At 72.3% G+C, this 26,049-nt stretch carries 19 protein-coding genes and 1 pseudogene; 10 read left to right on the top strand and 10 right to left on the bottom strand.

Annotated elements, in window-relative coordinates; genetic code table 11:
* Positions 1 to 79 precede the first annotated feature (79 nt).
* The gene (locus IE264_RS22220; protein WP_229887681.1) at positions 80 to 1,543 is read left to right on the top strand and encodes a hypothetical protein; all 1,464 of its coding nucleotides are present in this window, start codon (positions 80 to 82) and stop codon (positions 1,541 to 1,543) included.
* A gap of 96 nt (positions 1,544 to 1,639) precedes the next feature.
* Here IE264_RS22220 and IE264_RS22215 read toward each other — a convergent pair whose 3' ends face one another.
* On the bottom strand, positions 1,640 to 3,166 hold the full coding sequence (locus tag IE264_RS22215) for a PAS domain-containing protein (RefSeq protein WP_032759379.1): 1,527 nt from the start codon (positions 3,164 to 3,166) through the stop codon (positions 1,640 to 1,642).
* Positions 3,167 to 3,572: 406 nt separating this feature from the next.
* On the bottom strand, positions 3,573 to 4,199 hold the full coding sequence (pdxH, locus tag IE264_RS22210) for a pyridoxamine 5'-phosphate oxidase (protein WP_032759377.1): 627 nt from the start codon (positions 4,197 to 4,199) through the stop codon (positions 3,573 to 3,575).
* Positions 4,200 to 4,486: 287 nt separating this feature from the next.
* On the opposite strand from pdxH, the gene IE264_RS22205 reads away from it, so the two are divergent.
* Positions 4,487 to 5,587, top strand: coding sequence for a citrate synthase 2 (locus IE264_RS22205; protein ID WP_032759376.1), 1,101 nt, complete (start codon positions 4,487 to 4,489; stop codon positions 5,585 to 5,587).
* A gap of 82 nt (positions 5,588 to 5,669) precedes the next feature.
* On the top strand, positions 5,670 to 6,221 hold the full coding sequence (locus IE264_RS22200) for a VOC family protein (RefSeq protein ID WP_032759375.1): 552 nt from the start codon (positions 5,670 to 5,672) through the stop codon (positions 6,219 to 6,221).
* A gap of 14 nt (positions 6,222 to 6,235) precedes the next feature.
* Here the strand turns inward: IE264_RS22200 and IE264_RS22195 are convergent, their stop codons facing one another.
* Both IE264_RS22195 and IE264_RS22190 read right to left on the bottom strand, forming a co-directional pair.
* Complete coding sequence (locus IE264_RS22195) at positions 6,236 to 6,925, bottom strand: DUF4232 domain-containing protein (protein WP_032759374.1); 690 nt, start codon at positions 6,923 to 6,925, stop codon at positions 6,236 to 6,238.
* Between the two features lie 185 nt (positions 6,926 to 7,110).
* Positions 7,111 to 7,725: an SMI1/KNR4 family protein gene (locus IE264_RS22190; protein WP_032759373.1), complete on the bottom strand. Its 615-nt coding sequence runs from the start codon at positions 7,723 to 7,725 to the stop codon at positions 7,111 to 7,113.
* Positions 7,726 to 8,359: 634 nt separating this feature from the next.
* On the opposite strand from IE264_RS22190, the gene IE264_RS22185 reads away from it, so the two are divergent.
* The 7 genes and pseudogenes from IE264_RS22185 (at position 8,360) to IE264_RS22155 (ending at position 14,036) form a co-directional block, all read left to right on the top strand.
* A complete protein-coding gene (locus IE264_RS22185) occupies positions 8,360 to 9,751 on the top strand; it encodes a cytochrome P450 (RefSeq protein ID WP_032759372.1) in 1,392 nt (463 codons plus the stop codon).
* A gap of 140 nt (positions 9,752 to 9,891) precedes the next feature.
* Positions 9,892 to 10,224, top strand: coding sequence for an SCO4225 family membrane protein (locus IE264_RS22180; protein WP_032759371.1), 333 nt, complete (start codon positions 9,892 to 9,894; stop codon positions 10,222 to 10,224).
* Positions 10,225 to 10,412: 188 nt separating this feature from the next.
* Positions 10,413 to 11,411, top strand: a complete 999-nt coding sequence (locus IE264_RS22175) for a GNAT family N-acetyltransferase (RefSeq protein ID WP_032759370.1) — start codon at positions 10,413 to 10,415, stop codon at positions 11,409 to 11,411.
* A 436-nt stretch (positions 11,412 to 11,847) separates the two neighbouring features.
* Positions 11,848 to 12,873, top strand: coding sequence for a MarR family transcriptional regulator (locus tag IE264_RS22170; protein ID WP_190167684.1), 1,026 nt, complete (start codon positions 11,848 to 11,850; stop codon positions 12,871 to 12,873).
* Between the two features lie 88 nt (positions 12,874 to 12,961).
* Positions 12,962 to 13,198, top strand: a complete 237-nt coding sequence (locus IE264_RS22165; protein ID WP_032759369.1) for a FitA-like ribbon-helix-helix domain-containing protein — start codon at positions 12,962 to 12,964, stop codon at positions 13,196 to 13,198.
* On the top strand, positions 13,195 to 13,611 hold the full coding sequence (locus IE264_RS22160) for a type II toxin-antitoxin system VapC family toxin (protein ID WP_051821978.1): 417 nt from the start codon (positions 13,195 to 13,197) through the stop codon (positions 13,609 to 13,611). Before IE264_RS22165 ends, IE264_RS22160 begins: the two co-directional genes overlap by 4 nt.
* A gap of 26 nt (positions 13,612 to 13,637) precedes the next feature.
* Positions 13,638 to 14,036: pseudogene (locus IE264_RS22155) on the top strand (nuclear transport factor 2 family protein).
* Positions 14,037 to 14,297: 261 nt separating this feature from the next.
* Here the strand turns inward: IE264_RS22155 and IE264_RS22150 are convergent.
* From IE264_RS22150 to IE264_RS22125, 6 genes are all read right to left on the bottom strand, one after another.
* Positions 14,298 to 19,493 carry a hypothetical protein gene (locus IE264_RS22150; protein ID WP_032759367.1) on the bottom strand — a complete coding sequence of 1,732 codons (5,196 nt, stop codon included), beginning with the start codon at positions 19,491 to 19,493 and terminating at the stop codon, positions 14,298 to 14,300.
* A 251-nt stretch (positions 19,494 to 19,744) separates the two neighbouring features.
* Positions 19,745 to 20,350 (bottom strand): TetR/AcrR family transcriptional regulator, encoded by a 606-nt coding sequence (locus tag IE264_RS22145; RefSeq protein ID WP_032759366.1) that lies wholly within the window; start codon positions 20,348 to 20,350, stop codon positions 19,745 to 19,747.
* Positions 20,338 to 21,072 carry an enoyl-CoA hydratase family protein gene (locus IE264_RS22140; RefSeq protein ID WP_015610496.1) on the bottom strand — a complete coding sequence of 245 codons (735 nt, stop codon included), beginning with the start codon at positions 21,070 to 21,072 and terminating at the stop codon, positions 20,338 to 20,340. The genes IE264_RS22145 and IE264_RS22140 overlap by 13 nt, the downstream gene beginning before the upstream one ends.
* Positions 21,069 to 22,670, bottom strand: a complete 1,602-nt coding sequence (locus IE264_RS22135) for a 4-coumarate--CoA ligase family protein (protein WP_032759364.1) — start codon at positions 22,668 to 22,670, stop codon at positions 21,069 to 21,071. Before IE264_RS22135 ends, IE264_RS22140 begins: the two co-directional genes overlap by 4 nt.
* A gap of 143 nt (positions 22,671 to 22,813) precedes the next feature.
* Entirely contained in the window at positions 22,814 to 23,974 is a 1,161-nt protein-coding gene (locus IE264_RS22130) for an acyl-CoA dehydrogenase family protein (protein ID WP_015610494.1), read from the bottom strand.
* Positions 23,971 to 25,998, bottom strand: a complete 2,028-nt coding sequence (locus IE264_RS22125) for an ATP-binding protein (protein ID WP_078657580.1) — start codon at positions 25,996 to 25,998, stop codon at positions 23,971 to 23,973. The genes IE264_RS22130 and IE264_RS22125 overlap by 4 nt, the downstream gene beginning before the upstream one ends.
* Between the last annotated feature and the right edge of the window lie 51 nt (positions 25,999 to 26,049).

The following is a 26,049-nucleotide window of genomic DNA, read 5'->3' as shown; positions in this document are numbered from 1 at the left end:
GTTCAGCGGGCCGGGCCCGGCCGATACTGGGCTCGCCGGACGTACTGCCGTCCTGCGGGGGAGACACGGGGGAAACCGGATGAGACACGTGCCTCTGTTCCGGTGGGTGCTGGCCCTCGGGCTGGCGCTGATCGCATGGTCGGGGTACCTCTCCGCGACCACGCCGGACTTTCCCGAGCTGAGGCAGGTCCAGTTGACCGTGCTCGACGAGAAGCCCGACGGTGCGTGCACGGTCACCTGGACCGACCCCTTCCGGGGCGGTGACCGGAAAGGCACCTATCAGTGCGACGCCGGGCGGGACCCCGTCCTGAAGGCGCCGCGCTGGGACGGCTCGGATCTCGGTTGGGACACCGGATGGGTGCGCGCCGAGGGCCCGGGCCACGGCGAGCTGTACTCGATGGAGGACGACGGCGGGGCCGCCGCTGAGCGGATGGACCGCTCCGACACGGCCATCGTGTTCGGGCTGCTCCTGACGGTCGTCGCCCTCGTCGGCGGGAACATCCGCTCGCTGTCCCGGGCGCGCGGGGTGCGGCCGCGCCTCATCCGCCGGGCGCGGCGGCTGCGGGAGGCCGCCGACCTGGTGGCCCGGGACCACCGCAGGGCCGTGGAGGCGGTGCGGACGGCCTGGACCCCGCTGCACCGGGAGCTGGTGGACGGGGAGCTGGCCCGGATTCCGGTCACCCGGCTGAAGGGCGTGACCGAGCAGCGGCTGCGGGCCGCGGAGCTGGAGAAGGCCGGCGTCCGGACCGTGCGGGACGTGCTCGACGCCGGGACGTGGACGCTCGCGCACTTCTTCGGCATGGAACGGGATGCGGCCGAGCAGACGGTGGCCGCCGCACACAGGACGGCAGACACGGTGGGCCGGGACGTGGCCCGACACATGGGCCTGCGGATGGACACGTACGGCCCCGAACCGCGCACCACGGCGCTGCTCGCCGCGCTGCGGGTGCTGGTGGACGCCGGGCCGCAGGCGCGGAGCGCCGGCCTGGCGGGTGAGGAGCTGGCCGCGCGGCTGGAGCCGCTGCTGGTCACCGCCGCACCCGCGGCCGGGTTCCGGGAGATGCTGCGGACGGGGAGCCGCGAGCGCAAGAACGTCCTGGCGGCGGTGGACAAGCTGCGCCTGGTGCTGGCCGAGGCCGAACGGGAAGGCTGGACGGAGCAGTTCGCCCAGGCCTCGGTCGACCTGCTGCGCGGGCCGGACGCCGACGCGGACGAGCTCGCCACCTGGACGGACTTCGAGGCCCGGCCGTCGGCGTACTACGCCACGCTCGCGGAGGTCACCGGGGACGGCACCTCCGCGACGGACCGAAGCTCCGCAGGGACGAGGACCGGGACCGGGACCGGGGCGGTGGCCAGGGTCGTGGCCAGAGCGAGAGCGAAAGCCGGGGCGAGGACCGGGATCGGGGCCGGGGCCGGGACCGGGGCCCGGGCCGGGACCGGGGCCCGGGCCGGAATCGGGGCCCGGGCCGGAATCGGGATCGGGCCGGAATCGGGATCGGAGCCTGGATCGGGGCTGCGGCCCGCCGCCGGATCCAGGCGCTGACGAGACGGGGTCCAGGGAGCCTCTAGCCCCCACCGGACCGGGCGGCCCGGCTACCCCACTCCCCCGGGCCCCCGCTCCCCCCGCCACCTCGGCTTCCTATCCCCGCTCCTGCCCCGCCCGCGCCAGGTCGGCGGCCGCCGCGACGCGGGCCGCCACCGTCTCCGCGTACGCCGTGTCCGGGCGTTCGAAGGCGGACCGGTTCGCCGCGCGCAGGAAGGTCAGCACGCCCAGCGTCCGCCCCCGGCTCCGGAGCACCGTGCACAGGGCGTGGGCCGCGTCCCGGGGCCAGCGGCGCTCCGCCGCCCAGGCCGCCCCTCCGGCCTCGCCGGTGCCCGCGCTCGTACGGACCGAGCCGATGCGCTCGACCGCCTGGAGGGCCGGGTGCCCAGGGCCGTAACGGACCGGGATGGAGCCGCCCGCTACCAGCAGGCACGGACCGGGGGCGTCCGAGGGCGTGGCGGCGGTACGCACCAGGCGCTCGCCCGCGGTCAGCTCCCCCGCCGTCAGGCCGCCCGGCGTCAGGTCGAGCAGGACGTGGTCGGCGAACCCGGCCAGCGCGAAGTCGAGCAGGGAGGTCGCCGCCTCCATCGGGTCCTCGCACTCGGCGGCCGCGCGGGCCGCCCGGTGCAGCTGGCTCGTCCGGAACCGCAGCCGGTCCGCCTCCTGCTGCGCGAGCTTGGCGGTGGTGACATCGCGGAAGAGCCACCCCACCCCGAGCGGAACCGGTTCCTCCGCCAGCGGGGAGGCCAGTCGCAGGAACCCGCTGCGCCAGCACCGCCGCCGCTCGCCCTCCGCCGTACGCAGCGTCACCCAGAACTCGGCCGGGGCGCCCGGCGCGCCTTCGGCGAGCACATGCTGCAGGGCCGCCTCCAGCTCCTCGACGCCCTGGACCACCAGCTCACCGAGCGGCCGGCCGAGGAGAGTGGTGCGGCCGCCGCCGAGCGCCCGGGAGGCGTACGCGTTGACCACGGTCGGGCGGAGGTCGACGTCGACGAGCACCACGCCCCAGGACGCGTCCTCCAGGAGTGCCTCGCTCAGCGCGATGGCCCGCTCCAGGTCGATCTGGGCGTGCACCTCGCTGAACGCGCAGTACACCCCGGCCGGCTTGCCGTCGGCGCCCAGCACCCGGGCGGACTGGGTGCGCACCAGCACCCGGCTGCCGTCCTTGCGCAGCAGCGCGAACTCGTGGACCTGGCGCCCCGGCGCGTCCATGGCGGACATGAGCCGCCCCTGCACCTCGTGCGCGTCGGCCCGGCGCACCGCCCACCCCGCGAACCCCGTACGCCCCACGGCCTCCTGCGCGGACCAGCCGAGGATGCGCTCGGCCTCGCGGTTCCAGTGGGTGACGGCGCCGCCCGCGTCGAAGGCGCAGAGGGCCGCGTCCATGCCGTCGAGCAGGGCGGCGAGCAGCTCGGCCCCGGAGTCGGCGGCGGGAGCCCCGGCACCGGAGGCGGGCGGTCCGGGGCACATGGGCTCCCCCGTGTCCCCGGCATCGACGGGCCCGCCGGAACCGGCACCCGAGCCGCCGCCGGAGCCACCTCCGGGGCCTCCCGGGGGCCCGCTGCCGGGGCCCTCGTCCGGTCCGAGCGCATCGGTGGTCCCGCTGCTCCTGGAAGCACCCACTCCGTACCCCCCGCAGAACGTGTCGGCCGTTTCCCCGCGCGTCACCGCGCGTATTGCTGCACGTCAGACCATTCAACTCGAACGTGACCCAGCGCACATCCCACTTCGCCAAATAAATGGGTTGAACGGCCGCCGGGGCCGCTCGTAGGCTTCTCAGCACACAGGAAAGGAGGTGTTCCGGAAGTGATTTCTTCTCGGACTCGTGAGGTGACTGCGGGCTGACGCCCGTCGTCACGCACTTTTCGCAGTGCATGGCCGGATGCCGGCCAATCCCAAGCAGTCACCGACCCGCAGGCTCGCCGGTAAGTCCGGCCGGCTCCTCTGTGCACGGAGGACCCAGAGCCTGCGGGTTTCTGCGTTTCCCGGACGTTTCCCCAGCTGAGGACCGGTCCAGCGGCCCTCAGCCCTAGGGACAGAGCCGCTCCACCTTCCAGGAACCTTCCTCCCTGACATACCGCAGCCGGTCGTGCAGCCGGTTCCCGTGCCCCTGCCAGAACTCGATGGTCTCCGGGACCACCCGGAAGCCGCCCCAGTTCGGCGGGGCGGGCACCTTCTCGCCCTCCGGGTAGCGCGCGGCCAGCTCCTCGTACCGGCTGATGAGCTCCGCGCGGGAGCCGATCACCGTGGACTGGTCACTGGCCCAGGCGCCGAGCTGGGAGCCGTGCGGGCGGGTGCGGAAGTAGCCGACGGTCTCCTCGCGGGAGACGCGGGAGGCGGTGCCGGTGACGATCACCTGGCGGGCCATCGGGTGCCAGGGGAAGAGCAGGGAGACGTACGGGTTGGCGGCCAGCTCGCGGCCCTTGCGGGAGCCGTAGTTCGTGAAGAAGACGAAGCCCCGGTCGTCGTACTGCTTCAGCAGGACCGTACGCGAGGAGGGGCGGCCGTCCGGGGTCGCGGTGGAGACGACCATCGCGTTGGGCTCGTGGAGGACGCCGCCCGCGGCGACCTGGCGGAACCAGCGGGCGAACTGGTCCATCGGGTCCGGGCTGAGGTCGGACTCGGTGAAGTCCTCGGAGCGGTACTGCTCGCGCATGGCAGCGGGATCGATGGTGGAATCGTCGGGGAGGGGTCCCGAAGAACCTTCTGGTGTGGGCACGGGGCCATCCTGCCGCAGCGGCCGAGTGTGCCCGGCGAGGAGGTCCCGTAACCACGCACCGCCGAAATGGGGTCCTGTGCCGGATGTCACGCTTCCCCGCTCCGTGGGAACCCGCCAATATCTTGGGGCGGGCCTTGTAGAAGGCCCCCGGGGCGCCGAAGCACGGGGGCGCCGGGGCCGCAGGGGCCGTCGCCCGCCCGCCGCCGAACTGAGGGAGCCGCCTGATGTCCGACTTCGTACCCGGTCTTGAGGGAGTCGTCGCGTTCGAAACGGAGATCGCCGAACCGGACAAGGAAGGTGGTTCGCTCCGCTACCGCGGGGTCGACATCGAGGATCTGGTCGGTCACGTCTCCTTCGGCAATGTCTGGGGCCTGCTGGTGGACGGGGCGTTCAACCCCGGGCAGCCGCCGGCCGAGCCGTTCCCGATCCCGGTGCACTCGGGTGACATCCGGGTCGACGTACAGTCCGCGCTCGCGATGCTGGCCCCCGTCTGGGGCCTGAAGCCGCTGCTGGACATCGACGAGGCGACGGCCCGGGACGACCTGGCGCGGGCCGCGGTGATGGCGCTGTCGTACGTCGCCCAGTCGGCGCGCGGCCAGGGCCTGCCGATGGTGCCGCAGAGCGAGATCGACAAGGCGCACTCGGTGGTCGAACGCTTCATGATCCGCTGGCGCGGCGAGCCGGACCCGAAGCACGTGCAGGCGGTCGACGCGTACTGGACGTCGGCGGCCGAGCACGGCATGAACGCCTCGACGTTCACGGCCCGGGTCATCGCCTCGACGGGTGCGGACGTCGCGGCCGCGCTCTCCGGCGCGGTGGGCGCGATGTCGGGCCCGCTGCACGGCGGCGCCCCGTCCCGGGTCCTCGGCATGATCGAGGAGATCGAGCGTACGGGGGACGCGACGGCGTATGTGAAGGGTGCCCTGGACCGGGGCGAGCGCCTGATGGGCTTCGGCCACCGCGTCTACCGGGCGGAGGACCCGCGCGCCCGCGTCCTGCGCCGCACGGCCCGTGAGCTGGCGGCGCCGCGCTTCGAGGTGGCGGAGGCGCTGGAGAAGGCCGCGCTGGAGGAGCTGCACGCGCGGCGCCCGGACCGGGTCCTGGCGACGAACGTCGAGTTCTGGGCGGCGATCGTGCTGGACTTCGCGGAGGTCCCGGCGCACATGTTCACGTCGATGTTCACGTGTGCCCGTACGGCGGGCTGGTCGGCGCACATCCTGGAGCAGAAGCGCACGGGCCGCCTGGTGCGCCCGTCGGCGACGTACGTGGGCCCCGGCACGCGGAACCCGCGCGAGATCGAGGGGTACGCGGACATCGCGGGGTGAGTGGCCCCGTAGGCGTACGGGTGGTGGATGTGCCGGTACGGGGTACTCGTACCGGCACATCTGCGCCCCGAGGAGGCCCACGGTGACCGCTCCCCGACCGTCCCTGACCCTGTCCAGCACGGTGCTCGAAGCCCCGGACGCGGCGGAGCTGGCGGACTTCTACCGTCGCCTGCTGGGCTGGGAGACGGTGCAGGAGGAGCCGGACTGGGTGAAGCTCCTGCCACCGGGCGGTGGATCGGGCCTGGGTTTCCAGACGTCGAAGCCGTACGTCCCCCCGGTCTGGCCCGCCTCCCTCACCTCGCAGGGCGACCAGCTGATGATGCTGCACCTGGACTTCGAGGTGACGGACCTGGAGGCGGGCGTGGCCCACGCGGTGGCGGAGGGCGCGACACCGGCGGAGTTCCAGCCGCAGGGCGACGTACGGGTGCTCTTCGACCCGGTGGGCCACCCGTTCTGCCTGTTCGTCCGCGACCATGTCCTCGGCGAGACCCCGGCGATCAGCCCCGAGTGGGTCGCGGAGCAGGCCCGGGACATCAGGACGCAGAACCCGGTGGCGGCGGAAGCCGTGACGCCGGACCGCCGGGAGGCGGCGGGCACGGCGGAGCCGGGCTCCGGGGACGCGGTTCCGGCCTAGCTGCCCTGGCTGCCCTAGCTGAAGGGAACGGCGTCCTTCGGCGCGGTGTGCCAGTTGGTGACGACCGGCTTGTCGACGTTGATGGTGCCGACCTTCAGGGAGACCGGGTTGGCGTCGTCGTTGCCGATGGCGACGATGATGCTGTCGAGCTCCTTGCCCCAGTCGGTGTTGGTGGTCTTCGGGTTGACCCCCGCATAGGCGACGGTTCCCCCGCTGAGCGTGATCGCCTTGCCGACGGACTGCTCGGCGGGCCCGGCCTCGGTGCCGTCGGACCCGAAGGCGATGGTGGGCAGCGCGGCCGGCAGGACGCAGGTGATCCCGGACTTGGCCTTCGCCATGACGAGGATGTATCCACCGGCCTGGCTCTCGGACCGGGTGCTCCAGGAAAGGTCGTTGGCGCCACAGACCTGCCCGACCTGCTCCCGCTCCCCGGACCCGGTGTCGGCGCCGGAGCCTTCCCTGCCGCCGGAGGCCGAGGCGGACGGGTCGGCGTCCGGGGCGCCCGCGCTGGCGGACGGGGTGGCTGCGGGTCCATCGGCACTGGCGGACGGCTCCGAACCGGCGGAGGGCGAACCGCTCTGCGCGGCACCGGTGTCCACGGCCCCGCCCCCGTCGCTGTCCTGGCACGCCGTCATCAGCAGGGCGCCGCCGACGAGTGCGGCGGAGACGAGGAGGGCCTTGCGACGGTTGCGGTTGCCGAACATGAAATCCCCTGGGTGTGTGGTCGATGGCCGGAGCCGGACATGCTTTCCGGCTTCCTGCTGCGCTCCGGATCACCCACTAGGAGCGCGCCCCGACCCGCGGGGATCCCGGCGTCTCCGTTCCCGGACAGCGCTGTCACCGACCGGTGACATGCCCACAGGGCGCCCGACCCCGCCTTCCTGTCATTTCATTCCATGTCCTCGTACCCTTCGTGGAACAGCGCGGAGAAGCTGGAGAACTCCTGCAGATCGCCGTACTTCGGCGCGAACAGGTAGGCGGCCCACTCACCATCGGGCCCGGCAGAGGTCGGATCGAGCAGCCAGAAATCCTCGCCTCCGGCGACTTCGATGGACCGGCGGAACAGCTGCACGTAGTCGTCGTTGGCAGGATCCTCCCCATAGATCCGTATCACGCTGGAACCGGCATCGCTGTCCCGCATCCAGGCGACCTCGCCGCACGGACGAACGAGATCGACCCACCCCTTCACCCGCTTCCACCCGTTGCTGGCAAGGAAAAACCCCCTGAGGCTCGGCGGGAACCTCACCCCGAGCCGTTCCTCGGCCGCCGCCAACTCCTCGTCAGAAGAGGGCGCTTCACCCAGCCACTGCTCAAGCCGCCCCTCCTCCTCCAGCAGATCCCACTCGTCCTCGTCCAGCAGGTCGGCCAGCTCTTGATCGGAAGCCTCGTTCTTCATGTACCGCTCGTCGTACCGCCCCAGGAAGCCACGCCATTCCTCCGGCGTGGTCAGGGTGTCGGTAACTCCGCTTTCTGCAGCCTTGGTTGTCTTATCCATGCGGGTCATGCTCGCAGGCCCCTATGACATCGCAGCCGGGACCAGGGCCGGCCGCCGAGACCCGGCACGACCACCCGTACCGGCGATAGGGGCGATCACCCGCTGCCACCCGGCCGAGGGGACCACACCAACCGGATGCGGTTGGCGCTCGTATGCCACAGGCGGTGTCGAAGAGGGGCAGAATCAATCCTGAAGTAGTGGGCTCAAGTGGGGACTCTTTGCTCGACGGGGGAGATATGTCCGTTTCTCAAGAAGTCAGCAAAAACGAGCCTTCGGCCGCATAAACCCGCAGGTCACGAACTGTGGTCCCCGCGCGTGCGGGGGTGGTCCCCCCTGCCGAGGTCCAGGGTCGCGAGGCCCAGGGTGGTCCCCGCGCGTGCGGGGGTGATCCCCACAACCGCAACTCGAAGGGGGTGTGGGGTCCGTGGTCCCCGCGCGCGCGGGGATGGTCCGCCAGGCATCGGCGAACCGCTCGTCATGCCCCAAGGCCAGGCCCCCGGGCACCGAGCACCAATCACCAAGCACCAAGCACCAAGCACCAAGCACCAAGCACACGTAACGCCGCCCTCCTCCAACTCGTTGTCGCCAGAGGCGAGAGACATGGGTGGTCGGCGCCCGTGAAAGCCCAGGAGGCTTGGGAAACATGATCGAAGACGGCGGCGGCGCCCGAGGATGCCCGGCATCGCGGGAGGAGCCGCGCGTCGCGCACTCCCGTACGCTGCGATTCTGGCTCGATCCGGCGAATATCGCGGTGCGCCTCGGTCAGGCAGGTCCCGTCGTCAGGACGAAGGCCGGACCAGCGGTCGCCTTCCAGGTCAACGACCCGTCGCTGATCCGCAAAGTCGGCTGCGGGGAGGACATCTTCCAGGCCTGGAGCGCGGACCCGTGCCTTCGGGACTTCACCGGAGACGGCTTCGCCGGGGCCGAGGGCCAGGCCCACCGGGACCGGCGCGCGCTGATGAAACCGGCGCTCGCGGCACCCCGTCTGACGGCTCTGGGACCGTCCGTACGGGACAGCACCGAAGGTCTGCTCGCCGGGCTTCCCGCCGACCGCCCCGTCGACGTCCCCGTCGAGATGAGCCGCCTCGTGGCGGGACTCGTCATTGAGACCGTGCTGAACAGCGGCATCTCCCCGGACACGCTGGCCGCACTCGCACGAGCACGTTCCGTGCTGTCCGCAGGGGTGTTCTGGAAGTACGCGCTGTCGCCGTGGCCCTGGGTGCCCGCGCCGCGCGGCCGCGCCTTCCGCCGTGCCTTGGGGACGCTGAACGAGGCCACCCGGGAGGTGTACGAACGCCACCAGCCGGACGGGGACGGCAACGACGTCGTCTCCCTGCTCAAGCGCTCGTCCGACAACCGGCCGGACGCGGCGCTGCACGACCTGCGGGCGCTGCTGTTCGCCGGCATCGAGGCCACGGCCTCGACCCTCGCCTGGGCCTGCTACGAGCTGGGCCGCCACCCCGACCACCAGGCGGCCATCCGGGCCGAAGCCGACGCCGTCCTGGGCGCCGACGCACCGGCCGATGCGGTCCGGCCCGAGCAGATGCCCCGTACCGCCGGCTTCATCAGGGAGGTCACGCGACTCCACGGCATCCCGTTCCTGGTACGCCGCCCCCGCCACGCGACGTACGTGGGCGAGCAGCCGGTACCCGCCGGCGCCCTGGTGACCCTGCCCATGGGCGCACTGCGTCGTGACCCCGCCCGGTACGCGCGGCCTGAGGAGTTCGACCCGCTGCGCTGGTCGCCCGAGGCCCACCCCCAGCTCTCCCCCGCCGCCCTGCTCCCCTACGGACTCGGCCCCCGGTACTGCCCCGGCGCCGCAGCCTCCGAGATCCTGACGCCCGTCGCGCTGGCGAGCCTGGTCCGCTCGCGGACGCTCCGTACGACGACGCCCGACAGGACCGTACGCGTCAGCCTGGAACTGACCCCCATGCCCAAGGGCCTGACCATGCTCGCAGCACCCCGTGAGCCGCACCCGCCGCTCGTTCCCGGACCGGCATCCGGTGAGCAAGCCGACCCCGTCCGACGGCCCTGAGCGCAGGGACCCCTGGTTGATTCACAGATACGAACGTGAGTACGGCAGCTCATGTGGCGGGCGTCAACAGACGGCAGAGTTCGGTTCGTTGGCAGAACAGCCGCCGCACCGGGCATACCGGCATCCCAGGGAGAACCGACATGGCCAAGACCACTCGTTCGCTGCCGCAGTCCCTTCGCCACTACTTGGTGAACCCTCTGGCTCTGGGCTACCTGGGCATCGTGCTCGGGGTGTGCCTGTGGGTCGCCGCGGACGCCTTCTTCGCCTCCTCCTCCGGAGACGCCAGCTTCGCCGGAGTCTGGGCCGTGCTGGCCACCGCCCCGACGTCGCTTCTGGTTCCCTTCGAGGGCCCCGTAGCCCTGATAGGGATCCCGATCGGCGCCATCGTTCAGGCCTTCGCACTCGGCGCCATGTACCGCTACGCCACCGAGCGGCGGGCCCACGGCACCGCGAACGGCGTCAGCAGCGCCTGAACCCCGGAATCCGGATCGCTCCGGATCACTCCGAAATCCACCAGCGCCGCCTCGTCATCCGTGGCCGATCCCCCTCCGCGCCGGTCCGGCCCCCGCGAACAGTCCTGCTGCCGAAATCGAGTTACGTTGTCCGATCGGCCCGGCCTACGCTCGCTGACCTCAGGTCCGACATGACGGGAGGCCCGCGAATGGACGTGAACAGGGGCGGCGGCCTTGGGGCTCCGGGACGATTGCCCGGCTATCTCTTCCGGCCGTACCGCGGCGACGAAGACCACCTCGCGATGGCGGCCGTGCGGCTGGGTTGTGCGGGGCGGGACGAGGTCGACGCTCGCTCGGTCGTGGAGGGAATCCCGACGGCAGCCGAGATCGCCGAAGCCTCCGCCGAGCTGGACAACCCGTCCGAGAACCAAGTCCTGGTGGAGCACAACGGGGACATCGTCGGCTACGCGACGATCAGGTGGTGGCAGGAGCGGGACGGCACATGGCTGTATCTGCACCGTGGCTACCTACTGCCCGACCACCGCGGCGCGGGCATCGGCTCGGACATGCTCAGCTGGGCCGAGAGCCGTATCCGTCACCTCTTGCAACACCACGGAACCGCACGGACAGCCGTGTTCGGCGCGAACGCGATGGCCTCCGAAACGGATTCGACGCAACTGCTGCTCGAAACCGGGTACCGGCGTGTCTTCAGCCTGGTCGAGCTGGAACTGGCCGATCTCCGAAGCCTTCCCGAGTACGACGGCCGTTTGCCGGCTGGTGTCACCGTGGGTGCCGTTGATCCGACCAGTTACCACGCGGCCTGGAAGACGGTCGTTGATTCCTACGCACAGGCTGCCTTCACCGAGAAGTGGACCTTCGAGCGCTTCCTCGCCACGGCCGTCCCGACCTGCTGGCGAGCTGCTTGGCATGAGGACCAGTTGGCCGGCGTCGCCCTGTGCTCCCTCCGCCGGCACGACCCCACCGTGGGCGAGGTCGAAGAGTTGAGCGTCCGGGCAGAGTCGAGGCGTCTGGGGCTGGGGCGTGCACTGCTGCTGGACGGATTGCGGTCTCTCCGCGAGCACGGCGCGGAGTCTGCCCGGCTGTACACCGGGACCGCGAATCCGCACCGCTCCTACGACCTCTACGAGAGCGTCGGGTTCCGGCGCCAGAACGAACACGTCCGGTACCGGAAGCCGATCGGCATCTGATGCGACGGAGGCGGCCCGGGGCTCGGGGCCCAAGCTCCGGGGCCCAAGCGTCGGGGGCGGTCGGTTCGCTCTTTCGGGGGTACGTAAACGGGGTCCCGGCCCGAAGCTCGGGTCTCGGGATGCGGGGGTCGGGATGCGAGGTTCGGGGTTCGAGCGCCTTCTTTAACCAGTAGGTAAGAGAAGGGGGTTGGGATAACCTCCCCCCCCCTCCCTGACCCGTCACGGCTGGGGAAGTATGACTAATTGTGACAGCTTGCGGCGCAGCGTCACGACTGCTTACGGTTCGAGAACTACAAGAACCAAACGACCCCGACACGGTGTTGCAAGCACCAGGCCGGGGTCTGACCGCAAGATCGATCCCGTGGAAGGCGATCCCGTGGCTACTCAGCACACTAGCTCTGCCCTGCGTGCCCCCGCACGCTCCGCCGCGTACCCGATGGCCAAGCCCGGGTACGGCAAACGCTCCGCGCCCAACCAACTTCCTCGTACCCGAGCGGACTTCGCTCTCCTGCCTGCGCGTGAGCGGTACGTTGCCGGGTTCGTCGACCATCTCCCCGAGGGTGCGGCGATGAGTGTGAAGCAGCTGGCCAAGCAGCTCCCGCTCTACGGGCAGCAGGCCATCAGCAGCGCCCTGACCGCCCTGTCGGTGGCCGGGCACCTGCGGCGCGTCCGCTGCGCGCTCGGCGCGGGCGACGAGACCCGGTGGGTGTTCCGCACCTTCTGGTCCCGCACCGCACACGACAACGAGTGGTGGCAGGCCTACCTCACCGCCGAGAACACCACCCAGGCCGACAGCTCCGCGCCGGATACCCCGGCCCCCGACACCGCTCCGCCGTCTTGGGTCCCGGACGAGGAACCGCCGCCGCCCGCATCCGAGGAACCCGGTACGGAACAGGGCCCCGAACCCACCCCCGTACCGCATCAACGCACGCCGGACCAGGCGCCGGACACACAACCCGTGCCTCCCGCCCCAGCACCTCACCCTTCCGAAGCCGGCCCTTCCCCCGCCTACCTCGCCCTGGCCCGCCTCGGCCACGAGGACCACCGCCTCCCCCTCTCCGCCGACGACTGCGCAGAACTCGAACCACAGGCAGCGGAGTGGCTCACCAGGGGCGTCAGCGTCGACTACCTGATCACCGCCCTCACCGCAGGACTCCCCGCCCGGGTCGACACCCCCCTTGGCTTCGTCCGCCGCCGCCTCACCGACAAGATCCCGCCCCGGATCCCCACGACCGCGAGCGCTTCACCCGGCGCCCCCGGCACCGCCCCAACTCGCCGCATCCTCATGGAATGCACCGACTGCGGCCGCCCCGGCCAACCAGAAGCCCTCCCCGACGGCCTCTGCCGCCCCTGCCGCACCACCCACCGACCCGACACCGATCAGGTCCCGATCCACCCCACCGACACCGCCGACGTCAAGGCACGCATGAGCAACCTACGCGGCCTCCTCAGAACCGTCTGAGGCCAACGATCGGCGGATCAGCTCGCGCCTCTCCGCCAGACGACAGAAGCCACTAGCAGAGTGCAGGCAATGGGACTAAAATGCTTGCATGGCTACCATCCACCTCCGAGAGGTACCGGACGAAACGATGACCACCTTGAAGGTCCGGGCTGCCCGATCGGGGCAGTCCTTGCAGGCCTACCTCCTGCAGCTTCTGATTGGCGAGGCAGCCTTGCTAACCCCGGAAGAAGCGGCCGAGCAGGCACGTGGAATCGCCGCACGAGGCCAGGTCACCGCCGACGACGTATCCGATGTCCTGGCCGAAATGCGTGAGGCGCGTTCGTGAAGGTGCAGGTTCTCGATACCTCCGCGCTCGTGGAGTTCCTCGTAGGTTCGGACACCCTCGCCGAGCGGGTGCGGAACCACACTGCCGGGAACCGGCTCGCCGCCCCACACGTAGTCGACCTGGAGTGTGCGTCGGTCCTACGGGGCCTGGTTCGAGGCAACAAGCTTCCCGAGGACGAGGCGACCCGCGCGCTGGACCTGCTGGGCTGCATGCAGTTGCACCGCTACGACCACACACCCCTCATGCCCCGCATCTGGGAACTCCGTCACAACATGTGGCCTTACGACGCCTCTTACATCGCCCTGGCAGAGACACTGGACGCCGAACTCGTGACAGCGGACCGCAAGCTCGCGGGAGCCCCCGGTCTTCGCTGCACAGTGACTGACCTGCGGGGCGATCAGGGACTTCGCTGATGACCCCTCTTCGACAGAATTACGGGATGAGCGAAGAGACGACGGACGTGGGCACGGCAATAGCCGGCGAATTGCAGCTGATGGATCCCGATGTGCGTGCGTCACGGTCACTCGCCTAGCGGCTCCTCGACCCGGAGTTCATCGAGGTCGGGGCTTCGGGACGGCGGTGGACGTATGAGGAGATGCTCGCCGCACTCCCCGAACTGAGCGGCGGGGACGTGGACGGCCCGTGCCACGAGACATCCAGCATGACCGGTGTCGTACTGGCCCCAGGGGTGGTGCACCTCACCTACGAGAGTGTCCTCGGCGGCAACCGGGCCCGCCGGAGTTCGTTGTGGCGCAGGAAGCACGGCGAGACGGCGTGGCAGATGTACTACCACCAGGCGACGCCTGTCCCTGCGGGTGAGGGGCAGAATCGCTCCTGACGTGCACGGCTTACAGCGAGGACCGTTCGCGGCACGGGGGGGATATGTCCGTTTCTCAAGAAGTAAGTAAAAACAGCCCATCGGCCACGTAAACCCGCAGGTCGCGAACTGTGGTCCCCGCGCGTGCGGGGGTGTTCCCGTTCCGCCGGTCGGGCCGCCGGTGACGGTGAGGTGGTCCCCGCGCGTGCGGGGCTCGTCCCGCTGCCCGGCGGCCCCGGTGGTCGGGGTGCGGGTGGTCCCCGCGCGCCCGGTGCCGCCCCCTCACACCCCCGTAGGCGGCGGCACCGCCGTAGTCCGCAGGCCCAGGCGGTCGTGCTGGTCCGTGATCTCCGTCGGGTGGGCGGCCAGTAGGCGGCCCGCTACCGGGAGGGGCATCCGGATCACCACCGGGCGCGGGAGCGTCAGGTCGCGTTCCGCCACCTCCGTACGGGAGGTGCTTACCCGGTTCGTCACCCGGGCCACCACCCTTACGTCCAGGGTGAATTGGACCAGCACCGACGTGAACTTCGGTTTGTGCAGGGGCATCGAGCCCGCTCCGTTCGCCGCAGCGCCGCTCGCCGAGCCCGCTCCGTCCACGTTGCCCATCAGCTGGTTGAGGCGGAACTGGTCGGCGTTCAGCACTCCGGCGCCGAACAGGCCGCGTGCCTGTCTGCTCTGCTCGGCCTGGCTCTGGCCCTCCGTCTGGGTGGGGCGGGGCGCTCCCAGGCTGCTCTGGGCCGCCGTTTCGAACGTCATCTTGTCCCCGGCCCCCAGGATCCGGCCCGCCCGCAGCCGCGCGTGCACCGATGCTTGCAGGTCCTGGCCCGCCGCCCCGCTCGCGTGGACCGGCGGCAGCTCGGCCCCGGCGTTCGTGAGCAGGGGCAGGGCCGCGATCAGCCACTCGGTGGAGACCGCCTCGCCCAGTGTGTAGGCCGCGGCCTGGCCCTTCTGGCGGAAGCGGTCGCCGCCGCCTGCCGCCCGTACGGTTGTGTTCACCAACTCTCGTACGTGGGCCGCTCCCTGGAAGCCGTTCACCTGGGCCTCCATCGGAAGCGGGATGCCGTCGGCCCGCCAGGCGCCGAGGCCGGCCACTCCGCTCGTCGGGACGCCCGGTGCGGGGCGCGGGGCCCGGCGTGGGACGCTCACCCGGCGCAGTGCCGTGAGGTCGCTCTCCAGGATCCGGTGGACCAGTGACGTACGGCCCGAGCCCGCCATCGCCAACCGGCGGTCACCCTTGTGGAGTTCGAGGCTGGCCACGATCGGCACCCGCATCTTCGCCGACTTCGCCGTCTTCGCCTCCGCGACCGTCTTCATGCCCAGCTGGCCGCGTGCCGCCTCGCCCCCGCGGCGCCCGGAGCCCGACGCGACGCCCAGCCCTGCCGCCGCGCCCGCGCTCTTGACCTGCCCCGCTCCGGCGTCCGGCTTCCCGGAGCCCGCGAGGATGCCCTCCACGCCGGTGGTCTCGCCCTCGCCGTGGGAGGTGGCCTGCTGGGCGGCGGCCGAGGTGATGTACTCCATGTCCCGGCCGTCGTCCGCCTCGCCCTCGCGGACTCCGTCGCCGCTGCGGACGATCTTGAACACCGCCCAGTACGGCGTGTTACGGCCGTCCAGCAGCTCCACCGTCACCCCGCCGTCCATGGCACTCGCCAGCAGGCCGGTGGAGCCGTCCCGGTCCAGGACCCGCAGCAGGCGCTGCACGTTGTCGTTGCGGTCCCGCAGCTGTTGGCGGGGCAGGATGTCGTCCGCCAGGTCCTGCTGCCCGGTGATCGCGAGGTTGCCGCGCAGCCGGTCCAGCAGCGGGACGAAGTCCGGCAGGTCCTCGATCATGCCGAAGCCCAGCGGCAGTTCGCGGGCGAGCGCCGGCCCTTGGCGGACCGGGCTCGCTGCCTGGCCGCCGGTCGCCGTCGATGCCGATGCCCGCGCCCGGGACGGGGCCGGAACCGATGTCGAAGTCGAGGCCGCCGCAGTCGATGCTCCCCCGCGTTCCCCGCCCCCGGAGGCCTCGGCCGTCCGCTCGGCAGCCGGCCGCCGGTCCTCCACCTTCAGCGCCTTCCGCGCCGACTCCGGCAGGTCCACCCCCGCCGCCCGCAGCTGCTCCGCCGTCAGCCACACCGCCGCCGTGCCCGGCAGCGTCCGCGCCGCGCTCGCCACGTACGGGCCGCCGCCCGTCACCTTGACCTCCGCCACCATCGTGACGAGCAGATCGCACCGGACCAGATACAGCGGGGCCTTCTTCGGTGTGTGGGCGTTGCGTTCCACGGTCCCCGACACGGTCGCGGACTCGGTGTCACTCCTGCTCGTCGACCGGTACCCCGACAGGCCCTCGCCGACCCGCCACTCGGTGCCGTTCTGTACGCCGGTGACGCCGACCTGCACCGTGCTGGACGTGCCCTCCCCCTGCTGGCCGCCGGCCTGGTGGCCGCCCATCACGAACGTCTCCGTCCCTGGACCTGCGGCCTCGTGAACCAACTGGGGCGCGGCAAGGGCCAGCCTCGTGCCCACCGCGCCGTTCAGCGCGGCCAGCCGGCGCGGGTACCGCAGGTTCTTCACCACCCACCCCGAGGACGCGGCCTGCCGCAGCGCGGCCGTGATCGCCCGCGGGCCGAAGCGTTCCTCGACCGCCAGCCGGGGCGCCAGCCCCTCCGTGGCGAGGGCCGTGTCCTGGCGGCCCGCCTCGCCGCGCGCAGCGGCGCGGGACAGCAGGGCCAGGGCGAGGTCGCGCACCGGCTGCCCGTCGCCGAGCGTCTCCACCAGCTGCCAGTCCCGTACCACCTGCCCGGCCGTCGGCGTCGGGGCCAGGCCCGCCAGGTCGCCGATGCCCGCCGCCCCGGCCACGGGCCGCGCCGGGCCGGGGGCCTGGTCGGCGCCCGCGTCCAGCCGCGCCTTCTCGTCCGTGCCGACGGTGAACTCGGACGGCGTCAGCAGGCGTACGTCCTGCTCCTCCATGTGCAGCCCGGTCAGCAGCTTGGCCTCCGGCACGTCCCGGCCGGGGCCGCCCGGGGTCAGCGCACGGGCCAGCTTGCGCTGCCGCGAGGTCATGGTGACGTCCACGTTCAGCCGCAGCGCCGCCCCGAACGCGCTCGCCTTCTCCGAACCGTTGGTGAGGACGTCGGTACGGGTGGTGGGGCCGCCCTGGTTACGTCGGGTGCCCGAGCTCTGCCGCTCGTAGCGGGCCGATCCGGTGAGCACGCCCGGTATCAGCCGGGCCTGGGCCAGCACCATGCCCCCGATGGAGCGCGAACTGCTGCGGCCGCTCTGTGCGTTGGCGGCGACTCCGGAGTGCGCGCGGACCAGCCAGTCGTCGATCTCGCCGAGATGGCGTGTCGCGCCCATGGTTCCGTGCACCCGCAGCTGTACGTCATGGGAGTGCATCGTGGTCTTGCGGCGCAGCCGGACCCGGATGCCGGTGGACAGCAACTGTTCTTTGTTCACGCGCAGGTTGGCCTCGGAGAGGGCGGCCATCAGCTCGCGGTAGTTGGTGCGCTGCGCCTCGTCCTCCTCCCGGCTGAGGTCGGCCGGGGGTGGCGTGGCGCCGAAGGCGGGCAGGTATCCGGCCAGCCGGGGGTCGGTGGCGAACATCTCCCGTACGGCCTTCACCATGGGGGCGGTGTCGAGCCGGCCGATCGTGACGCTCGATCCCATCGCGCCGAAGGGCAGGTGGCGTGCGTCCCCTCCGCCCTCGGACTCGGATTCGGTGTCGGTGTCGGTGTCCGCATCCGAGTCGGTGTCCGCCGCCGGCTGTTGCGGGTCCGGCTTCTTGATGAACTCGCCCGCCGTCACCCCGGGCGGCAGCGGCAGCCCCAACTCCTTGACCTCGTCGGCCCGCAGACCGATCCAGACCCGCATCGCGTGCGTGGCCACCCGCGCCTGTGGGTTCAGGATCGCCCGGACCGACCGGGGGCCGGTTCCCTCCACGGTGAACTGGGCGGTCCCGAGGTAGAGGACCTTCTCGCCCCGCACCTCCGCGCCCTGTCTGCTGGAGACGGTCTGCTCGTTGACGCTGAACCGGGCCTTGCGGGCGGCGGCGACGGGCATCGCGGTGGCCCGTACGACCGCCGCGTTGGCCGCGGCCCCGACCCCGATCGCCGGGCCGATCCCGCCCGCCACGGACCGGCCCTTGCCCGCCGACTCGGTCGCGGTGTGCTGGGCCTGCTGATGCGTACGGAGCTGGGTCTTCCCGGTGCCCCAGGCGGGGGTCAGTCCGGTGACGACCGCGCGCATGCGGTAACTGCCCGCGCTGGTGCCGTCCTTGGAGTACAGGTCGTCCCCGGTGACGCCGTCGCCGCCCAGCAGCCGGGGCAGGTCCTCCAGCACGGTCGGGGTGGCCGTCGCCTCGTACAGCCGGGAGCGACCGGGGGCGCCGGGCGCGGTCAGCGAGGGGTGCAGGACGGAGGCGACCGCGTCGAAGAGGCCGCCGCCGCCCTGGTGCGGGCCTGCGGTGTCGGAGACGCCGACCGGGGCCAGCGAGTCGGCCAGCGCGACCCGCCGCGCGAGGTCCGGGTCCACCTGCTGCGACCGGCCCGACGGCCCGGTGGCGGGGGCGGCGAGGGTCGGAGCCTCGGTGCCGGCCGGGATCAGGTGCTCGGTGGGCACCCGCTGGGTGAGCCCTCCCGAGCCCCGGAAGACCTGCTCGTCCCCGCCCGCCTGCGGCCGGACCCGTACGACGTACAGCACCCGGCGCGGTACCTCCACCGAGCCCTTGTCGCTGCGCAGCACCCGCGGTTCGGCCACGCCACGCTGCGAGCGGGAGTCGCGCGAGGACTGCCAGGGCTGCACGCTCCCCGTCGCCGCGGCGCCCAGCCACAGCCCCGGCAGCACCGGGGCGAGCCCGAACGCCGTACCGCCCGCGCCCTTGCTGGAGGAGTTGCCGACCGTGCTGCTCGCGGTGGCCCCGCTGTTGTGCTGGACGTCGACCTTGGTCTCCTTGCCCTCGGCGTCGTCCACGGCGGCGAGCGGCGCCCCGCCCGGATCCGGCGGGGCGCTCGCCAGGTCGGCGGCCGGGTGGAACGTGGGCGGCAGGTCGTCGGGGGCGGGCGCGATGCTCACGGTGACGTCGAACCCGTCACCGCCCTCCGCGCCCTCCACCGCGAACGCCCGGCCCCGGCCGAAGAACGACTCGGGCCGCCCGGCCAGCTCGGCGGAGATCCCGGCCACCGTTCCGCCGCCGTGCCCCACGACGGCCGCGACCGCGGTGCTCACGAACTCCTGCCCGGTCAGCCCGTACGCCGTGGAGAGCCCGCCCGCCTCCAGCTCCATCAGGTACGGCGGCAGCACGAGCCCCTGTTCGGCGCGCTCGTCGATGGCGGGGGGCCGCGGGGCCATGGGCCGCTTCCCGCGCCGCACCGCACGCGTGGTGGCCTCGTTGCCCAGTGTCTGCTGCATGCCCTGGAGGGAGCCGGGGCCGCCGCTGAGGACCCCTGGCCCGGCCGGGCGCATGAGGCGGGGCGCCCGCCCGGTGTCCTCGGACACGCCCCTCATGCTCGCGGTGGGACTCGTCCTCGCGGTCGGATTGGTCCTCGCGCTCGCGCTCGGACTTCCGCTCGCGCCGTCGCTCCCTGACCCCTGCGACCACTGCTGCTGCTTGCGCACAGCGTCAACGTAGCCAGCGGTACGGCGGCCTACGGCCGATCCTGCGGCCGTACGGACGTTCGCCGCCGACTTCTCATCCGCGCGTCAACTCCCGTACACCGCAAGGTCCGCATCGGACCCGGTCCGGCACCGCGGAGGCCTTACCCCAGCCCCTCCTCCACCAGCGCCGCCCACTGCGCCACCACTCGCGCGCGGCGGGCGGTGTCGTCGGTGAGGAGGTTGGCGAGGCCCAGGCCGCGGGCCATGTCCAGGAGGCCCTGGACCGTCTCGCGGACGCCGGGGCGGGACTCGTCGGCGGCCAGGAGTTCGACGGCGATGCGGTGGGTCTCCCGGCCCACCCGCGCCTCCAGCTCCGTCACGCGCGGGCGCAGCTGGTCCTCGTTCGACGCCGCCACCCACAGCTGCAGCGCGGCCCGGAACAACGGCCCCGTGTACAGGTCCACCAGGGCAGCGACCACCTCCGCGCGGCCCTGCACGGGGAGCGCGCGCAGGGCGGCCGAACGTTCCTCGGCCACGTACTCCACCGCCCCCGTGAACAGGTCCTCGCGGGTCGGGAAGTGGTGCTGGGCCGCGCCGCGCGAGACCCCGGCCCGCTCGGCGACCACCGAGACGGTGGAGCCCGCCCAGCCGTGTTCGGCCAGGCAGGCCACCGCCGCCTCCAGGAGCCGCTGCCGGGTCGCCCGGCTGCGGTCCTGCTTCGGCGCGTGGGCCGATCGCGCAACACTGGAGGATGTCACCGCACCCATGCCGGGTCCCGTCGTTCAAGGAAGGCCGTCATCCCCTCCCTGGCCTCCTCGGAGGCGAACAGCGCGGCGGAGCGGGCGATGAGGTCTTCGGCGTACTGGTCGAAACTCTCCAGCACCGTAGCCGTGACCAGCTCCTTCGATGCGGCCAGCCCCTGCGGTGACGCCCTGCGCAGGCCGTCCAGGACCGGGACGAGCGCCTTGTCCACGTCCTCGGCCGCCAGCGTGACCAGGTTGATCCTGGCGGCCTCCGCCGCGTCGAACCGCTCCCCGGTGAGGAAGTAGCGGTTCGCCGCCGTACGGTCCATGCGCGGCAGCAACGTCAGGGAGATGACCGCCGGTGCCAGGCCCAGGCGTGATTCCGTGAGCGCGAAGGAGGACGACGGCCCCGCCACCGCGATGTCGCAGGCCGCCAGCAGGCCCAGGCCGCCCGCCCGGACGTGGCCCTCCACCCGGGCCACGACCGGTTTCGGCAGGGCCACGATCTCCCGCATCAGGCCCACGAACACCTCCGGGTCCGGCGGCGCCTTGAGGTCCGCCCCGGCGCAGAACGTCGTACCGGTGTGGGTCAGCACCACCGCCCGTACGGTGTCGTCCGAGGCGCACCGCGCGAGCGACTCCCGCAGCTCGCCCACCAGAGCGGCGGACAGCGCGTTGCGGTTGGCCGGGGAGTCGAGCGTCAGCGTCGCGACACCCCGCTCCCCCGTCCGTACGATCAGGGTCACTTCTCCTCCGATGTTCCTGAATGATCCGTCTTCTCGCGGTCGCGCAGCTCGCGCCGGAGGATCTTGCCGGACGCCGCCCGGGGCACCGCATCGATGAACTCGGCCTGCCGCACCTTCTTGTACGGGGAGACCCGCTCGGCGACGTACGCCATCACGTCGTCCTCCGTCAGCCCCTCCCCCGCCGGGCTCCGGACCAGGAACGCCTTCGGGACCTCGTTGCCGTCGGCGTCGTACACCCCGATCACCGCCGCGTCCGCCAGGTGCTCGTGGGTCAGCAGCAGCGCCTCCAGCTCGGCGGGCGCGACCTGGTACCCCTTGTACTTGATCAGCTCCTTGACCCGGTCGACCACGTACAGCCAGCCGTCCTCGTCCGTCCGGCCGACGTCCCCGGTGTGCACCCAGCCCTCGGCGTCGATCATGTCGGCGGTGGCGTCGGCGCGGCCCAGGTAGCCCTTCATCACCTGGGGGCCGCGGATGAGGATCTCGCCGTCCGCCCCCGGCTCCGCGTCCTGCGCCGGGTCCTCCAGGGACACGATCCGCATCTCGGTGTTCGGCAGCAGCTTGCCCACCGTGCCCGGCGGCGGCTCCTCCACGGAGAGCGGCACCACGTGCGTGCCGGGCGACAGCTCCGTCATCCCGTACGCCTGCCGTACCGGCGGGAGCCCCAGCCGGGCCGAACACGCGGCCGCGAGCTCGGCGTCGAGCGGCGCCGCCGCGCTGACGATGTACTGGAGCGAGGACAGGTCGTACTCCCCCACCAGCGGGTGCTTCGCCAGCGCCAGCACGATCGGCGGAGCCACGTACAAACCGGTGATCCGGTGCGTCTGGATGGCCTCCAGGAACTGCGCCAGGTCGAAGCGGGGGAGGACGACGACCGTGGAGCCGCAGCGCAGGGGTGCGTTCATGAGGGCGGTGAGGCCGTAGATGTGGAAGAAGGGCAGGACGGCCAGAATACGGTCGCCCTCCCCCATCGGGATGAACGGTCTCAGCTGCTCCAGGTTGGTCGCGATCGACCGGTGCGTCAGCATCACGCCCTTGGGCGTGCCCGTCGTGCCGGAGCTGTACGGGAGAGCCGCCACGTCCTCGCCGGGGTCGATGGCGATCTCCGGCTCGGGGGCGGGCGAGGCCAGCATGTCCAGGATCGAGGTGTGGCCCTCCGCCTGGTCGCAGACGTAGATCTCCTGAACTCCGCCGGTCAGTTCGGCCGCCCGGCGGGCCGTCTCCAGGAGCGGGGAGACGGTCACGATCCACTTCGCGCCGCTGTCCGCGAGCTGCTTGGCGAACTCCTCGGCCGTCGCCAGCGGGTGGACCGTCGTGACGGAGGCTCCGGCGCGGGTGGCCCCGTAGAAGACCGCCGGGTAGGCGATGGTGTTCGGGCTGTGCAAGGCCAGGACGTCGCCCTTCCTTAGCCCCGCGTCGGCGAGTGCGGCGGCGATGCGGCGGTGGAAGCCGTCGAGCTGGGCGTACGTGAGGGAGGTGCCGTTCGTCCCGTCGATCAGGGCGACCGTGTCACCGAACCCGGCGGCCCCTCCGAGGACCGCTTCGTGGATGGGCACATCGAGGGCCGGTACGTCTGCGTACTCACTGCGGAACACCATGGCAGTACCCCTGTCGTCGCGGAGGCCCGCGCCGCCCGGGAGGCGGCGCGGGGCGCCGTGCGGGTGTGGAGAGTCAGAATCGCCCCTGGGGATGGAGAAGGGGGAGAGGTCGGACGGCTCGGGTTCTCCGCCGGCCGCGGGTTCTAGTACGACTTCGGCAGGCCCAGCGACTGGTGTGAGACGTAGTTGAGGATCATCTCCCGGCTGACCGGCGCGATCCGGGCCACCCGGGACGCGGTGATCAGGGAGGCGAGCCCGTACTCGCGGGTCAGACCGTTGCCGCCGAGGGTGTGGACGGCCTGGTCGACCGCCTTCACGCACGCCTCGCCGGCCGCGTACTTCGCCATGTTCGCGGCCTCGCCCGCCCCGATGTCGTCGCCGTCGTCGTAGAGTCGGGCGGCCTTCTGCATCATCAGGCGGGACAGCTCCAGGTCGATGTGCGCGGTGGCGAGCGGGTGCGCGATGGCCTGGTGGGAGCCGATCGGGGCCTTCCAGACCTGGCGGGTACGGGCGTACTCGACGGCCTTGCCGAGCGCGAAGCGGCCCATCCCGATGCCGAACGCGGCCGTCATGATCCGCTCCGGGTTCAGCCCGGCGAAGAGCTGGAGCAGCCCCGCGTCCTCGTCGCCCACCAGGGCCTCGGCCGGCAGCCGTACGTCGTCCAGGACGAGCTCGAACTGCTTCTCGGGGGCGTGGAGTTCCATGTCGATCTGGTTCCGCCCGAACCCTTCGGCGTCGCGCGGCACGATGAAGAGGCAGGGCTTCAGCTTCCCGGAGCGGGCGTCCTCGGTGCGGCCCACGATCAGGGTCGCGTCGGCGATGTCGACGCCGGAGACGAAGACCTTGCGGCCGGTGAGCAGCCAGTCCGTGCCGTCGCGGCGGGCGGTGGTGGTGATCCGGTGGGAGTTGGAACCGGCGTCGGGCTCGGTGATCCCGAAGGCCATGGTGAGGGTGCCGTCGGCGAGGCCCGGCAGCCACTTCTGTTTCTGTTCGTCCGTGCCGAAGCGGGCGATGACCGTGCCGCAGATCGCGGGGGAGACGATCATCATGAGGAGGGGCGAGCCGGCCGCGCCCAACTCCTCCAGCACTATGGAGAGTTCGGCCATGCCGCCGCCTCCGCCGCCGTACTCCTCGGGGAGGTTCACCCCGAGGTAGCCGAGCTTGGCGGCCTCCGCCCACAGCTCGTGGGTGTGGGAGCCCTCGCGGATGACGGTGGTCATGTAGTCGCGCCCGTAACGCTTTCCGAGGGCGGCGACGGCGGCGCGGAGCGCCTGGTGCTCTTCGGTTTCGAGGACGGTGCTCATGCGTTCTCCTCCGGTACGGATGCGGATGCGGGTGCGGGTGCGGGTGCGGGTGCGGATGCGGCTACGGGGGTGGCGTCCGGGTCCTCCTGGACCACGGCGAGCAGCGCGCCCACCTCGACCTGGTGGCCGGGGGCGGCGTGCAGGGCGGTGAGGGTGCCGGAGGCGGGGGCGAGGATGCGGTGTTCCATCTTCATCGCCTCCAGCCAGATCAGCGGCTGCCCGGCCTCGACCCGGGCCCCAGGCGCCAGGCCCTCCGCGAGGCGGACGACGGTGCCGGGCATCGGGGCGAGGAGGGAGCCGGGGTCGGTCTGCGTGGCGGGGTCGGTGAAGCGGGGCAGGGCGGTGAAGGTGTACGAGGCTCCGGCGGTGTCCACGTGGAGCCGGTCGCGGTCCCTGGCGAGCTCGAAGTGGCGGGTCACGCCGTCCAGTTCGAGGGTGACCCGGTCGGGGGCCGCGGCGAGGACCCGGACGCCGGGGGCGTCGTACGGCTCCGGGGTGCCGGTGCGCGGGGTGCGGTAGGCGATCTCGTGCTCGGTGCCGTCCGGTTCGCTGCGGAAGCGCTTGACCTGTGGCTGGGAGGGGAGGTTGCGCCAGGCGCCGAAACGGGTGGGGGCGGGGCCCGGGGAGGCCGTGGCGCGTACGGCTTCCGCCAGGGCGGCGGCGAGGGCGGCGGTGGCGGGGTCACCGGCTCCCGGGGCGGTCAGGTCCGCCAGGTGCCGGTCGTAGAACCCGGTGTCCAGGCGCGCCGCCGCGAAGTCCGGGTGGCGCAGGGACCGTACGAGCAGCTCGCGGTTGGTGACCGGGCCGTGGATACGGGTCCGTTCCAGGGCTCCGGCCAGCAGCCGGACCGCCTCGGTGCGGGTCGGGGCGTGGGCGATGACCTTGGCCAGCATCGGGTCGTAGTGCACGCCGATGGTGTCGCCGCCGGTGTACCCGGTGTCCAGGCGCAGTCCGGGCGCGTCCGGCACCTCCAGCGTGAGCAGTGCTCCGGTCTGCGGCTGCCAGTCGCGCGCGGGGTCCTCGGCGTAGAGCCGGGCCTCCACCGCGTGGCCCGAGGCCGCAGGAAGCACCGGGTCCAGTGGTTCCCCCTCCGCGACCCGCAGTTGCAGGGCGACCAGGTCCACCCCGAACACGGCCTCCGTCACCGGGTGTTCGACCTGGAGGCGGGTGTTCATCTCCAGGAAGTACGGCCGCCCCTCGGCGGAGACGAGGAACTCCACGGTCCCCGCCCCCCGGTAGCCGACCGCCCGAGCAGCCGCCACGGCCGCATCGTGCAGCCGGGTGCGCAGGCCCTCGTCCAGACCGGGTGCCGGGGCCTCCTCGATGACCTTCTGGTGGCGGCGCTGGAGCGAGCAGTCCCGGGTCCCGAGCGCCCACACGGTGTCGTACGCGTCGGCCATGACCTGCACCTCGACGTGCCGGCCCCGCTCCACGTACGGCTCCGCGAACACCTCCCCGTCCCCGAAGGCGGACGCGGCCTCGGCGGCGGCCGCCAGCAACTCGGCCGGGAGTGAGCCGAGTTCGCGGACGATCCGCATCCCGCGCCCGCCCCCGCCCGACGCCGCCTTCAGCAGCAACGGCAGATCGTCCTCGCTCGCCGTGGCCGGGTCCACGGGGGCCAGCAGCGGCACCCCCGCCCCGCCCATCAGCTCCTTGGCCCGGGTCTTGGAGGCCATCAGCTCGATGGCCTTGACCGGCGGCCCGACCCACGTGAGCCCCGCGTCCTGGACGGCGGCGGCGAAGGCGGCGTTCTCGGAGAGGAAGCCGTAGCCCGGGTGGACGGCGTCCGCCCCGGCGGCCAGGGCGGCGGCCACGACGAGGTCGCCGCGCAGATAGGTGTCGGCGGGGGCGGACCCCGGCAGCCGTACGGCGAGGTCCGCCTCCCGTACGTGCAGGGCCCCGGCGTCCGCGTCGGAGTACACGGCGACCGTGGTGATGCCCAGGTCACGGCAGGTGCGGAAGATCCGGCAGGCGATCTCGCCCCGGTTGGCGACGAGCAGGGAGTGGATCACGTCTCTCCTCATGAGCGGGTCACATCCGGACGGTTCCTCGTGGGGCCTCATGCGCGGGTCACA

This window comes from Streptomyces microflavus (genome assembly GCF_014650075.1).
Taxonomy (GTDB): Bacteria; Actinomycetota; Actinomycetes; order Streptomycetales; family Streptomycetaceae; genus Streptomyces; species Streptomyces microflavus.
Note: the sequence above shows the minus strand (reverse complement) of the source record. Positions and strands in the feature narration are given on the sequence as shown.

Coding starts and splice junctions, on each gene's coding strand:
- IE264_RS22220 (WP_229887681.1), top strand. CDS start 80: ATGAGACACGTGCCTCTGTTCCGGTGGGTGCTGGCCCTCGGGCTGGCG.
- pdxH (WP_032759377.1), bottom strand. CDS start 4,199: ATGCGCGAGCAGTACCGCTCCGAGGACTTCACCGAGTCCGACCTCAGC.
- IE264_RS22205 (WP_032759376.1), top strand. CDS start 4,487: ATGTCCGACTTCGTACCCGGTCTTGAGGGAGTCGTCGCGTTCGAAACG.
- IE264_RS22195 (WP_032759374.1), bottom strand. CDS start 6,925: ATGTTCGGCAACCGCAACCGTCGCAAGGCCCTCCTCGTCTCCGCCGCA.
- IE264_RS22190 (WP_032759373.1), bottom strand. CDS start 7,725: ATGACCCGCATGGATAAGACAACCAAGGCTGCAGAAAGCGGAGTTACC.
- IE264_RS22185 (WP_032759372.1), top strand. CDS start 8,360: ATGATCGAAGACGGCGGCGGCGCCCGAGGATGCCCGGCATCGCGGGAG.
- IE264_RS22180 (WP_032759371.1), top strand. CDS start 9,892: ATGGCCAAGACCACTCGTTCGCTGCCGCAGTCCCTTCGCCACTACTTG.
- IE264_RS22175 (WP_032759370.1), top strand. CDS start 10,413: ATGGACGTGAACAGGGGCGGCGGCCTTGGGGCTCCGGGACGATTGCCC.
- IE264_RS22170 (WP_190167684.1), top strand. CDS start 11,848: ATGGCCAAGCCCGGGTACGGCAAACGCTCCGCGCCCAACCAACTTCCT.
- IE264_RS22165 (WP_032759369.1), top strand. CDS start 12,962: ATGGCTACCATCCACCTCCGAGAGGTACCGGACGAAACGATGACCACC.
- IE264_RS22150 (WP_032759367.1), bottom strand. CDS start 19,493: ATGAGGGGCGTGTCCGAGGACACCGGGCGGGCGCCCCGCCTCATGCGC.
- IE264_RS22145 (WP_032759366.1), bottom strand. CDS start 20,350: ATGGGTGCGGTGACATCCTCCAGTGTTGCGCGATCGGCCCACGCGCCG.
- IE264_RS22135 (WP_032759364.1), bottom strand. CDS start 22,670: ATGGTGTTCCGCAGTGAGTACGCAGACGTACCGGCCCTCGATGTGCCC.
- IE264_RS22130 (WP_015610494.1), bottom strand. CDS start 23,974: ATGAGCACCGTCCTCGAAACCGAAGAGCACCAGGCGCTCCGCGCCGCC.
- IE264_RS22125 (WP_078657580.1), bottom strand. CDS start 25,998: ATGAGGAGAGACGTGATCCACTCCCTGCTCGTCGCCAACCGGGGCGAG.